The sequence below is a fragment of the Actinopolyspora sabaoui genome, assembly GCF_051225635.1.
In the GTDB taxonomy this organism is placed as follows: domain Bacteria; phylum Actinomycetota; class Actinomycetes; order Mycobacteriales; family Pseudonocardiaceae; genus Actinopolyspora.
On sequence record NZ_JBMIHH010000006.1, the window covers coordinates 261877 to 273626 of the forward strand.

An 11750-nucleotide genomic window follows, 5' to 3' on the forward strand; every position below is an offset into this window, starting at 1 on the left:
ACCTCCGGGCCCCCCGAATGGCGGTTGTTCCGAAATACAGAACACGGTTCCATTTACCGCGACAACATCGTGACCCCGAACACAATCCGGAGCTATCGACCGCATGGACGAAATCGATTGCTCCCGAAAGGACGGCGACGTGGAGATCAGGCATCCCACCCACCCGGACCAGCTCGCGGGCTTCGACACCGAGGAGATCCGGTCGCACTACCTCGTGGCGGATCTCTTCGCACCGGGCGAGGTCCGCACCGTCTACACCCACCAGGACCGGATGGTGCTGGGTGGCGCGGTCCCGCGACCGGGATCCGCGCTGGAGTTGACCGCCGAACCACCGCTACGGAGCGAGTACTTCTGCGAACGCCGGGAACTGGGCGTGCTCGCGCTCGGCAGCGGATCGGTGACGGTCGACGGCGAGACCCACGAACTCGGACACCGCGACTGCGTCTACATCGGGCGCGGGACGAGGTCGGTGTCGTTCGGCAGCGACGAGGGGGCGCGGTTCTACCTGGTATCCGCGCCCGCCCACACCGAGTACCCGACGCGGGTGGCGCGCCACGCGGAAACGACGCCCGCCGAGCTGGGTGACCAGTCCACCGCGAACGTGCGCAGGCTGCGCAAGTACGTTCACCCCGACGGGATCCGCTCCTGCCAGCTGGTGATGGGGATCACCGAACTCGCCGAGGGCAGCGTGTGGAACACGATGCCCTGCCACACGCATGACCGACGCACCGAGTGCTACCTCTACGTGGACCTCCCGCCGGAGCACCGAGTGATCCATTTGCTGGGCCGCCCGGACGAGACGCGCAACATGATCGTGCGCAACGAGCAGGCGGTCATCTCCCCCAGCTGGTCGGTCCACAGTGGTGCGGGAACCCACAGCTATGGCTTCGTGTGGGCCATGGCCGGGGAGAACCAGGACTTCGGGGACATGGACCACGTGGCGATCGACGAACTGCGCTGAATACGGGGCGAGCAACGATGACGAGTACCGAACTGTTCTCACTGCGAGGGCGGACCGCCCTGGTCACGGGCGCGCGTACCGGAATCGGGCGCGCGGTGGCGCTCGGGTTGGCCGCTGCGGGCGCGGACCTGATCCTGCTCGGACACCACGACGATCTCGACGAGGTCACCGCCGAGGCCGCCGCGCACGGCGTGACGGTGCACCGGGTGGTGGCCGACCTCACCGACCCAGCCGGGGCACGCGAGGTGCTGGAACCCCTCGTGACCGAACACCGCATCGACATTCTGGTCAACAACGCCGGAATCATTCACCGGGAGCCGGCCACCGAGGTCGGTCTCGACGACTGGAGTCGTGTGCTGAGCATCAACACCGACTCGGTGTTCGTGCTCAGCCAGCTGGTGGGGCGGCGGATGGTCGAACGCGGCGACGGCAGGATCATCAACATCGCCTCGCTGCTGTCGTTCCAGGGCGGCAAGACTGTCCCGGGCTACGCGGCGTCGAAACACGCCGTCGCCGGACTGACCAGGGCACTGGCCAACGAGTGGGGCCCCCACGGGGTCCGGGTCAACGCGATCGCTCCCGGCTACATCGCCACCGACAACACCGCCCCACTGCGGAACGACCCCACGAGAGAGGCGGAGATCAGGTCACGCATCCCGGCCGGACGCTGGGGCGACCCGGAGGATCTGGCAGGGGCGGCGGTGTTTCTGTCCTCGAAGGCGGCGAACTACATTAACGGCCATGTTCTCGTCGTCGACGGTGGCTGGATGAGCAGTTGAACAACAACGAGTCGTTCGAAGGCCCCGGGGCGGCACGCAAGGTGCTGCGTGTGCTCGAAGGTCTGACCGAGCACAGCCGCGTCGTCGACCTGGCGACCGCCACGGGGCTTCCGAAGTCCACTGTGCACCGTCTGCTGCGGATACTGGTCGAGACGGGCTTCGTCAACACCGACGGCGCCGGTGAGTACCGGGTCGGCAACCGGGTGGTGCGGCTGGCGAACCGGGTGATCGACCGGTTCGACCCGACCACGCAGGCCGAGCCGGTGCTGTCCTGGCTGCTGCACGAGACCGGCTGCACGGTGCACTTCGCGCTGCGCTTCGGCGACGAACTCTGCTACGTCCACAAGAAGGAACCGGACAAGCCGTACCGGATGAGCTCCCGGGTCGGGATGCGCCTGCCGTGGCACAGCAGCGCCATAGGCAAGGCCGCGCTGGCGGCGATTCCCACCGGAGAGCTCGACACCCTGCTGGACACGCTGACCCTGGAGGCCCGGACCCCGAACTCGCTGACCACCCGAGAGGCACTGCTGCGGCGACTCGCCGACGTCCGCCACGGTGGCCACGCCCTCGACGACGGTGAGAACGAGCCGGGTGTGCGGTGCGTCGGGGCGGCGGTGCGCGACCACACCGCGGCGGTCATCGGCGGCGTCAGTGTCTCCGCGCTCTCCCTGGAGTACAGCATGGACGAGCTCGCCACGCTGGCTCCGACGGTGATGCGCGCCGCCGACAGCATCTCGAACGCGCTCGGCCACCTGCCGTGACCGTGGCCGACCGCTCGGAGCCCTCGCTCGGTTTCGGCACCTCGGCCGCTCTGCCGTAGGCCCACCCGCCGGAGCTCTACCTCCCCACCGGAGGATTCCCCCAGACCGGAACCACGGCGTCCCGGACCTCGGCGAGCATCTCGCGCATGGCGTCCTCGGCCTCCTCCGATCTCGCGTTGGCCACGGCGTGCGCGGCCCGCTCGTGCAGGTCCAACGCCCGGGGAACCGGCTGGTGCGGCATCAACCCCAGCTGAGTGCGCCCCCGCAGCACCACGGCGACCACGTCGGCCAACGCCTCGAACATCTCGTTGCCGCTGGTCCGCAGCAACGCGGTGTGGAACTCGATGTCCAGCTCCAGGAACTCGTCGAGCTCACCCGCTTCGCCCTTGGCGCGCATCATCGAGGCCAGCTCCACCACACGTGATCTCACCTCACCCGAAGCGTTGCGCGCGGCGTCGGCGGTGGCCAGCGGTTCGACCGCGATGCGAAGCTCGGTCAGCGAACGCAACTGGGCCTCCCGTCCCTCGCCCGCGAGTCGCCACCAGATCACACGCGGGTCGAACACGTTCCAGGAGCGCCTCGGCTGCACCGTGATACCGACCCGCCGCCGGGACGTGACCAGCCCCATCGACTGCAGAACCCGCACACTCTCCCGCATCACGGTGCGCGACACCCCGAACCGCTCCTCGAGCATGTCGAGCGTCAGCACGTGCCCGGTGGGCAACCGACCGTCGGCGATCTCCTGACCGAGCGTGTCCAACACCCCGCTGTGCAGCACTTCGACACTCGATTCCCCGGCACCGCTTCCCTCCGTTCCTGCCGGTGAAGCACGCACGGACGCGGCGTCGTTCGCAGAACTCGCCCGCTGCTCACTCCCCTCGTGTCCGTGTCCGGACCTCGTCACGTTGTTCTCCTGCTCCACGGCTAACGGGTTTACCCGTACAGATTACCGAGCTCCGAATGTCTTCCCAGTCACATCATTTGGTGATAACTTTCGCCGCCAAAGGTAATACTTTTCAGTCGCGTGGACGTGACACGGAACCGGACACAGCTCGACGAGGGAGTCGTATGACAGCCACATGCCTGGTGGTGATGGGCGTGGCGGGGGCGGGCAAGAGCACCGTCGCGCAGCTGCTCGCCCAGCAACTCGATCGGCCCTCGGCCGAGGCCGACGAATTCCACCCGGAAGCCAACATCGCCAAGATGACGGCAGGCGTTCCGCTCACGGACGAGGACCGGCTGCCCTGGCTGTGGCGGATCCGTGACTGGGTCACGCGGCACTCCGAGAGCGGGACGAGCACGATCGTGACCTGCTCCTCGCTGAAGCGGACGTACCGGGACGTCCTGCGGCAGGCCGCGGCGAACGTGCGGTTCCTGCACCTGTCCGGTTCGCCCGAAACGATCGAGGGAAGGCTCACGAGCCGTTCCGGGCACTTCATGCCCAGCTCACTACTGCGGTCGCAGTTCGACGACCTCGAACCGCTCCACCCCGACGAGGCCGGCCTGACCGTCGACATCGTCGATACCCCGCAAGAAATCGTGCGGCAGACCCTCGCGGCTCTCGACCCCGGCGCATGCCACGCCGCGAGATGACCATCGAAACCGGCACAAAGCAACGGAGCTTTTGAATGAACATCGATGGCTGGACACAGACAATGGGTTCGGGCCCATTACTCGGCATAGCGGCGGCCGCGATCGCCGTGCTGCTGTTCCTGATCATCAAACTGCGCGTGCACGCCTTCCTCGCGCTGGTGCTGGTCAGCCTCGCCACCGCGTTCGCATCGGGCATTCCGGCCAACAGCATCGTCGACACGCTCACCAGCGGATTCGGATCCACGCTGGCCAGCGTGGCGCTGCTGGTCGGGCTCGGCGCGATGCTCGGCAGACTCCTCGAAGTCAGCGGAGGCGCCCAATCACTGACCGACGCGCTGCTGCACAGGTTCGGCGAACGACGCGCACCGATGGCGCTGGGCGTCGCCTCGCTGATCTTCGGCTTCCCGATCTTCTTCGACGCGGGACTCGTGGTGATGCTGCCGATCGTGTTCGCGGTGGCACGCAGGCTCGGCGGTGGTGTGCTGCGCTACGGCCTGCCCACGGCGGGCGCGTTCTCGGTGATGCACATCTTCGTTCCACCGCACCCCGGTCCGGTGGCGGCGAGCGGACTGCTGGGCGCCGACGTCGGACTGGTGCTGGCGCTGGCTCTCGTGGTCGCCATCCCGACGTGGTACCTGACCAGCTACCTCTACGGCCTCTGGGCGGGCAAGCGCATCGTGCTGCCGGTACCGGAACTGCTCAACGGCGGCAGCCCCGTGGAGCAGGACGAGAACCCGCCCCCCGCACGCACCGTCATCTCGCTGCTGCTGCTTCCACTGCTGCTGATCTTCGCCAACACCGGGCTGAACACCGCCGGTGAAGCGGGGTGGGCGAACCCCGAGGCGGGCTGGTTCCAGGTCGCCCGCACGCTGGGTGCCACGCCGGTCGCGCTGCTGATCACCGTGTTCGTGGCCACCTACGTGCTGGGTACCCGCCGGGGACGCGGCCAGGACGTCATCGAGAAACTGCTCGACTCCGCGCTCGGCCCGGTGTGCGCGATCATCCTGATCACCGGCGCGGGCGGCATGTTCGGCGGCGTGCTGCAGGCCAGCGGCATCGGCGACGCGCTCTCGGACGTGATGTCCGACATCGGAATGCCGGTGATCGTCGCCGCCTACGTGATCGCCGCGGTGATCCGCATCGCGCAGGGCTCGGCAACCGTCGCGCTGACGACCGCGGCCGGACTGGTCCAGCCGGTGGTGCTCGGGCAGGACTTCAACTCGGTGCAGCTGGCCGCGCTGGTGCTGGCACTGGCGGCGGGCTCGGTCACCGCCGGGCACGTCAACGACTCCGGCTTCTGGCTGGTGGGCCGGTTCTTCGGAATGGACGTGAAGACGACGCTGAAGACCTGGACGGTCATGCAGACCACCATCGGACTGATGGGCTTCGCCATCGCCTCCCTGCTGTTCGTCGTCGCCTGAGTGGAGGACTCCTTGGTATCCGAACTGTTCGACCTGACCGGCCGGGTCGCGCTGGTCACCGGCAGCAGTCGCGGCATCGGCAACGCCGTCGCCAACGGACTGGCCGAGGCCGGGGCCACGGTGGTGCTCAACGGCCGAGACCGACAGCGGGCCGCCGAGGCACGTGACGCGCTGTGCGCGGCGGTGCCCGGCGCCGAGTGCGACGTGGTGTGCTTCGACGTCACCGACGAGACCGAGGTCGTCGAAGGGGTGGCCGAGATCGCCGACCGACACGGCGGAATCGACGTGCTGGTCAACAACGCCGGATTCCAGCACCGCGAGTCGATGTTCGACCTCTCGGTCGAGGACTGGGACAAGGTGCTGCGCACCGACCTGACCAGTGCCTTCCTCGTGGGGCGCACGGTGGCGCGCGGCATGGTGCGGCGCGGGAGCGGCAGGATCATCAACATCTGCTCGGTGCAGACCGAGCTCGCCCGACCGTCGATCGCACCGTACACGGCGGCCAAGGGCGCACTGCGGAACCTGACCCGGGCCATGACCGCGGAGTGGGCGGGCAGCGGCCTGCAGATCAACGGCATCGCACCCGGCTACATAGCGACCGAGCTGACCTCGGCCCTGGTCGACGATCCCGAGTTCAGTGGCTGGGTGACCGGCCGCACCCCCGCGGGCCGGTGGGGCAGCACCGACGATCTGCTCGGACCGGCGGTGTTCCTGGCCTCGGACGCCGCCTCCTTCGTCAACGGGCAGGTGCTCTTCGTCGACGGCGGCATGACGGCAGTGGTCTGATCGGCGGTTCTCCGGCCGATTCGAGTGGGGCGGTCCCGTGTTGGACCGCCCCACCTCTCGTCCCCGAGCGATGCCGCGCGTGGCGTCCCCTCGCCGTCGCTGACCATTCCCGTGGCAGGCGTCGACCAGTCGCGTGAGAGGCGCGGAGTCACTCGCGCGACGTTCGGTGGGTCACTCGCGCAGGAACTCCAGCAGCTCCGCGTTGATCGTCTCCGCCTGCGTGGTGGGCATGCCGTGCGGGAAGTTCTCGTAGGTCCGCAACGTGGCGTCGCGCAGCAGCTTCGCCGACACCGGCCCAGAGGCCGCGTAGGGCACGACCTGGTCGTCCTGGCTGTGCATCACCAGCACCGGCACGGTGATCCGCTGCAGGTCCTCGGTGAAGTCGGTCTGTGAGAAGGCGACGACACCGTCGTAGTGCGCCTTCGCACCACCCATCATGCCCTGGCGCCACCAGTTCTGGATTATCGCTTCCGAGGGCTCCGCGCCGGGCCGGTTGAAACCGTAGAACGGGCCCGCGGCTATGTCGCGGTAGAACTGCGAGCGGTTGGCCGCGAGCTGCTGCTGGAAGCCGTCGAAGACGTCCTTGGGCAGACCGTCCGGGTTGTTCTCGGTTCGCACCATCAACGGTGGCACCGCGCAGAGCAGCGCGGCTTTGGCGACCCGGCTCTCGCCGTGCCGGGCCAGGTAGCGGACGACCTCGCCGCCGCCGGTGGAGTGGCCCACGTGGATCGCGTCCGACAGGCCGAGGTGCGCCGTCAACGCGGCGAGGTCGTCGGCGTAGTGGTCCATGTCGTGACCCTCGCCGGTCTGCTCGGAACGCCCGTGGCCGCGCCGGTCGTGGGCGATGACCCGGTAACCGTGGTGCAGGAAGAACAGCAGCTGGGCGTCCCAGTCGTCGGCCGAGAGCGGCCAGCCGTGGCTGAACACGATCGGTGGGCCGGACCCCCAGTCCTTGTAGTAGATCTCCGTGCCGTCGTTGGTGGTGATGGTGCCCATGCGATGTCCCCCGAGATCATCGTGGAAGGACGCGGCGGAAGGTGCCGCCGCGTGCCCGTACGGTCGCACCGCCACACGCTCCACGCAGGCCGGGACGGCTACCCAGGGTATTTCGTCACCCGTTACGTTCTCGGGGGAAACCGGGGGCGTGCTTGGCACCGCACGTGTGGACCGGTCTCGGCGCGGGACGGAATGTTTCGCGTGGGGTCGAAACGGGTCGGCGGAGCCCAACAGCGGCTACACCGGAAGACACGAGCGGTGCGGTGTAGCTGCTGGAATTATCGGATTCGAGCTCCGCCTGAAAATTCATCCGAATGCAGTAGCGGGATCAGTCGGTCGGCACCAGAAAGCCTTCGGCAGTGCGGGCGTTCTGCCGCAGCGAGATTCAGCGACGTTTACCATTGGTCGGTAGTCCCGCGGAGCTGGTTCGCACCGAGTTACCGTATTTCTCGGCGGCCCGATCGGCGGCGTCCTGCTCCAGCGGGCGCTTCAGTCTCCCCTTGACCGGACCCTGGATGTCCTGGCCCTTCCCAGTTTTCCTCGACTTCTTGCACTTGTAGGCGTTGCGTCGTGAACCGGAGATCTCTTGTTGGATGGTTTTGCTGTACTGAGCCCTACCCATGGAGTCATCTAACCACTGCCGTCAACGGGTTTTCGGCGGTCCACTCGCCGCGTGAAGCGAATTTCCGAGTGCATGTCTCCTAACCGATACCGACGCGCTCGTTCCGACCGGTCGGATTTTCCACGGCTTCGGCGGAATCAAGGGGATTCGGTTCGCTCCAGTTCGGCGCGAATGGTCTCCGGATCGCGCCTTCCGGAGCGGTAGGGACAGTTCTGGCAGGTGGACACCGGTTCGGGAGCCCGTTCCAGCAACTCCTGCCAGCAGTGCCAGCAGGTGGGGCACTGGATCCAGTCCATCTCGCTGGGGCGCGCCATCGGCAGCGCCGAGCCACACAGGCTCTCGGCCACCGGAGACCCGTCCCACTGCCTGCCCCGAAAGGCGTGCCGCTTCGACTCGGGGGCCGGGATCGGCATCCAGAAGTGCTGACGTTCACTCGTCATCATGACTCCTCGAGCTGCTAAATCTACTAAATCTGCTAACACATCGAAACTAACAGAACCGCTAAATCTGCTAAAGCAGCAAGCGGTCAACCGATCGAGCGAACTATCTTCGGGGCATGTCCGATCGACTGCTGACGAGCGGAGAGCTGGCGCGAGCTCTCGGGATCTCGCATCAGTCGATCACCAACTACGCACGGACGGGCCAGCTGGAACCCACTCTGACCACCCCGGGTGGTCACTACCGCTGGGAGCTCGACGACGTGAAGCGCCAACTCCGCGAGCTGAACGAGAAACGCCGCAAGGGCTGATTCCCCGCGAGCTCGGCCGTAGCTCCGTCTCGGCCCTGCGAGCTCGGAAAAGTACGGCAGGCTACTTCGCGGGTTCGGTCGCGGGGCTTGCGGATTCTCCGGCCACACGCCAGAATCCGAACTCGCGTCGCGTGCCGGTGGCGGACAGCGTCAGGCATGGAGGCGTCCAGTTCACGGGAGAGCACCCGTTGACCGTTCTGTTCGACCACACGATCATCCCCGCGCACGACAAGGACGATTCGGCGGCGTTCTTCACCCGCGTCTTCGACCTGCCTCCGGCCGAGCCGGGTGGCCACTTCCTCGTCGTACGACTGGACGGGGGCACGATGCTCCAGTTCGCCGAACCCGGCATCGAATTCCCGCCACAGCACTACGCTTTTCTGATTACCGAGGCGGATTTCGATGGGCTGTACGGCCGACTGCGGCACGAGGGAGTACCGCACTGGGCGGATCCACAGCGAAAGTTGCCCGAGCAGTACAACAACAACCACGGTGGTCGAGGGGTGTACTTCACCGATCCGGCCGGGCACTTCCTCGAAGCCCTGACCCAGCCGTACAGCTCCTGAAGAACCTGTCGATTCCGCGAGACCCGGTTTTCGGGTCCTCGTAGCAGGGCTCAGATCGTCGGCGAGGTGCGAACGGACGTGCTCGCTCCCGAAACAGCGACCACACCGCCAACGGATACCTTGTGCGTCCGTTCGATCTCGGAAGGTGGCATGATCCGATCATGCGCTGTCGAACGACCACGAAGGCCGGTAAGCCCTGCCCCATCGAGGCGCGTCCCTCCGGGTTGTGCCACATCCACGACCCTGCGGTGCAGTGCGGCGGGACCACCCGGAAGGGCACCCGGTGCACGGTCGCCACCGGCGGTGGGCGGTGCGAACACCACGGAAGGACGCGCTCGAAGAACTCACAGCTCGACTTGTGGCAAAACCGTCGGCAGAACGTCGATTCCGGGAAGCGCGTGGAGCGAATCACGGTGTTCGACCCGGTACTCGGCCCCATCAACACCGACGCCTATCCCCCGACAGGCACCAGCAGCACAATCGACCATCCAAAATGATCGCTCCGGAGAACTCCCCGTGAAGCGGGGAAGCGACCGGATACGGAGCTAGGCCGTCCCCTCGATTCGCGTAATTTCTTTCACCCGGCTCGGTGAATGGTTCCGGCAGGCACGGTCGGTTCACAACCCGTCAGGCTTCCGCCGACTCGCGCGTTCGGAAATTCACCACGGCATCGGTTTCAACGACGTGGCCGGTTCGAGCGGTCTCATTCTCCCCTCATGAGGTAGCGCCCGATCGCAGGTTGACCTCAAGCTCGATCGAAGTCATAGCGTCGCCACCGACACAACCGAAGAGGAGGCATCGGCATGACTTCCGCAACCGGAGTTCACGAATGGATCGCTGCGCGGGCACACTCCTTTCCACCCGTCCCCGAGACTTCGCGGTTGCCGCTGCCGGAGTCGCTGTCGCGAGCCGCGATCATCGGTCTGGCCTCGTCGGTTCGCTCCGCCAGGGAGTTGGTCACTGCCTCCCATGCCATGCTGCGAGCGCTGATCGAACGAGCCGGTTTCCGGGCGGTAACCATCGAGGGCACCACCGAGACGGCCTTCGCGCTCGACCGGTACGTCCGTACCGGCGAGGGCGCCCCGGCAGCTCTGCTCGCCGCGAGCCAGGGCTTCCTGCGCACCCGTGAGGCGCTGGACCTCGTGCGGTGGCTGCGTAGCTGGACCGAGGCTCACCCGGACGACCCGGTATCGATCGTGCACGAGGGTGCCCACGTCACGCAGCCCGGCAGCCTCGCCGAGATCGAAACGCACCTGGCCGCCGGTGATCTCGCTTGGCATGCTCGGACGGGGCAGCGAATCGTGCACCTGGGCGGTACGGCCCACGTCATAGCTGGTGATCCGCGCACCGTGCCGCCCGATCAAACCCATCGCAACGCGGGCGGGATCATGCGCGCCGAACTCGGAGCCGATTACGGCGTCGCCGCCCTCACAGTGGGATCGGGTGAGGCACCGTTCCACGTGCCGCCCCCGCCGTACGACTTCACCGAGCACGCGTTCGCCGAGGTACCCCACGACGTCGCACTCCTGGAGCTGGAGCATGTGACGGCTCCTCCGCAGCCGGTGGCCGAGTGGCTGCGCAGTCCGCTGCGCAGCCGCATGATCGGTCCTCACTACGAGCCGAGACGTGACCGCGACTCCCGGGTCGAGGCGGGTCCGTTGCACGAGTGCGTGGACGTCCTGATCCACACCGCGCGGATCACCGCCACGACGCCACTGAGTCCCGTGTAGCCACATCGGAGCCGCGGAGCGGAGCTGCCGCGTGCGAGCGTTTCGCGGTGTCGTCCGGTGGTTTCCACGGTTACTCCTTCCAGCTCGGCTGGGCCGTGTGGAGCTTCAGGTACTCGGTGAAGCAGCGGTCGCAGAACGGTCGGATGTGGTGCATGCGACGGTCTTGGTAGGCGGGGGCCTCGGCGTAGTCGTGCCCGCCGAGCGTGCTCACCACACCGCCCTCAGTCGGCATCGCGTCCAATGTGGCATGTTGGTGGGTGTCGCCTTCGGGCACGAACCACGACACGAAGACCCGCCCCGTCTTCTCGCTGATCTCCACAGAGTTCCCCCGTTTCACGACAGCCCGCCCCAGATCGCGGCCGGATCGCATGGCACTGATCGCATTCATTACCCAAAGCATCGGCGTAGTTTCGTTTCGAGCACAGTGGCTGAATGGGGGTCATCTCGGGGAAGCCCGGTGACAGGCTGGCGAACATGGTCGGTAACGATCACCTCAAGGCCGCACGAGACCCGGCGGAATCGGCTCGCGTGCCCGGTGAGTACGTGAGTCGCACCGAGCGGCGATGCGCGACAGCCGGGTCGATCCGGGACTACGTGCGTACGGGCACTTGCAGGATGCCGAGATCGCGGCCTACCACGGGGATGCCCACACCGGCACGCGGATGCTCATCCAAGCCGATCGCCTGATCGAGAACGCTCCCGATCCCCGAGAACTACCGGACGGTTCGTACTGGCACATACCGCCTGTCCTCAACGGGCACAACGGACTCGTGCTCCACACCCTCAG

At 67.0% G+C, this 11750-nt stretch carries 14 protein-coding genes; 9 read left to right on the forward strand and 5 right to left on the reverse strand.

The annotated features are described in order from the left end of the window. Window positions 1–103 precede the first annotated feature (103 nt). From kduI to ACOQFL_RS13625, 3 genes are read left to right on the forward strand one after another with little or no spacing between them, the layout of a single operon-like run. A complete protein-coding gene (kduI, locus tag ACOQFL_RS13615; RefSeq protein ID WP_435544509.1) occupies window positions 104–961 on the forward strand; it encodes a 5-dehydro-4-deoxy-D-glucuronate isomerase in 858 nt (285 codons plus the stop codon). A 17-nt stretch (window positions 962–978) separates the two neighbouring features. Continuing rightward, on the forward strand, window positions 979–1740 hold the full coding sequence (locus tag ACOQFL_RS13620; RefSeq protein WP_435544510.1) for a glucose 1-dehydrogenase: 762 nt from the start codon (window positions 979–981) through the stop codon (window positions 1738–1740). Further along, window positions 1737–2501: an IclR family transcriptional regulator gene (locus ACOQFL_RS13625; protein WP_435544511.1), complete on the forward strand. Its 765-nt coding sequence runs from the start codon at window positions 1737–1739 to the stop codon at window positions 2499–2501. The genes ACOQFL_RS13620 and ACOQFL_RS13625 overlap by 4 nt, the downstream gene beginning before the upstream one ends. 76 nt (window positions 2502–2577) lie before the next feature. Here the strand turns inward: ACOQFL_RS13625 and ACOQFL_RS13630 are convergent, their stop codons facing one another. After that, entirely contained in the window at window positions 2578–3336 is a 759-nt protein-coding gene (locus tag ACOQFL_RS13630; protein WP_435544691.1) for a FadR/GntR family transcriptional regulator, read from the reverse strand. A gap of 233 nt (window positions 3337–3569) precedes the next feature. Between ACOQFL_RS13630 and ACOQFL_RS13635 the strand changes: the two genes are divergently transcribed. The 3 genes from ACOQFL_RS13635 to ACOQFL_RS13645 are packed head-to-tail and all read left to right on the forward strand — an operon-like array spanning window position 3570 to window position 6301. Then, the gene (locus tag ACOQFL_RS13635; protein ID WP_435544512.1) at window positions 3570–4094 is read left to right on the forward strand and encodes a gluconokinase; all 525 of its coding nucleotides are present in this window, start codon (window positions 3570–3572) and stop codon (window positions 4092–4094) included. Between the two features lie 35 nt (window positions 4095–4129). Further along, window positions 4130–5515: a GntP family permease gene (locus ACOQFL_RS13640; RefSeq protein WP_435544513.1), complete on the forward strand. Its 1386-nt coding sequence runs from the start codon at window positions 4130–4132 to the stop codon at window positions 5513–5515. A gap of 12 nt (window positions 5516–5527) precedes the next feature. Continuing rightward, window positions 5528–6301, forward strand: coding sequence for an SDR family oxidoreductase (locus ACOQFL_RS13645; RefSeq protein WP_435544514.1), 774 nt, complete (start codon window positions 5528–5530; stop codon window positions 6299–6301). Between the two features lie 171 nt (window positions 6302–6472). On the opposite strand, the gene ACOQFL_RS13650 is transcribed toward ACOQFL_RS13645, so the two are convergent. The 3 genes from ACOQFL_RS13650 to ACOQFL_RS13660 form a co-directional block, all read right to left on the reverse strand. Beyond that, the gene (locus ACOQFL_RS13650; protein WP_435544515.1) at window positions 6473–7297 is read right to left on the reverse strand and encodes an alpha/beta fold hydrolase; all 825 of its coding nucleotides are present in this window, start codon (window positions 7295–7297) and stop codon (window positions 6473–6475) included. 385 nt (window positions 7298–7682) lie between these two features. Further along, the gene (locus tag ACOQFL_RS13655; RefSeq protein WP_435544516.1) at window positions 7683–7919 is read right to left on the reverse strand and encodes a hypothetical protein; all 237 of its coding nucleotides are present in this window, start codon (window positions 7917–7919) and stop codon (window positions 7683–7685) included. A 137-nt stretch (window positions 7920–8056) separates the two neighbouring features. Continuing rightward, window positions 8057–8359, reverse strand: coding sequence for a hypothetical protein (locus tag ACOQFL_RS13660; protein ID WP_435544517.1), 303 nt, complete (start codon window positions 8357–8359; stop codon window positions 8057–8059). Between the two features lie 116 nt (window positions 8360–8475). On the opposite strand from ACOQFL_RS13660, the gene ACOQFL_RS13665 reads away from it, so the two are divergent. The 3 genes from ACOQFL_RS13665 to ACOQFL_RS13675 all read left to right on the forward strand — a co-directional run bounded on the left by ACOQFL_RS13665 (window position 8476) and on the right by ACOQFL_RS13675 (window position 10963). After that, window positions 8476–8667: a helix-turn-helix domain-containing protein gene (locus ACOQFL_RS13665; RefSeq protein WP_435544518.1), complete on the forward strand. Its 192-nt coding sequence runs from the start codon at window positions 8476–8478 to the stop codon at window positions 8665–8667. Window positions 8668–8855: 188 nt separating this feature from the next. Further along, complete coding sequence (locus ACOQFL_RS13670; RefSeq protein ID WP_435544519.1) at window positions 8856–9233, forward strand: VOC family protein; 378 nt, start codon at window positions 8856–8858, stop codon at window positions 9231–9233. A gap of 803 nt (window positions 9234–10036) precedes the next feature. Continuing rightward, window positions 10037–10963 carry an erythromycin esterase family protein gene (locus ACOQFL_RS13675; protein ID WP_435544520.1) on the forward strand — a complete coding sequence of 309 codons (927 nt, stop codon included), beginning with the start codon at window positions 10037–10039 and terminating at the stop codon, window positions 10961–10963. 70 nt (window positions 10964–11033) lie between these two features. On the opposite strand, the gene ACOQFL_RS13680 is transcribed toward ACOQFL_RS13675, so the two are convergent. After that, window positions 11034–11351 (reverse strand): hypothetical protein, encoded by a 318-nt coding sequence (locus tag ACOQFL_RS13680; protein WP_435544521.1) that lies wholly within the window; start codon window positions 11349–11351, stop codon window positions 11034–11036. Window positions 11352–11750 lie beyond the last annotated feature (399 nt).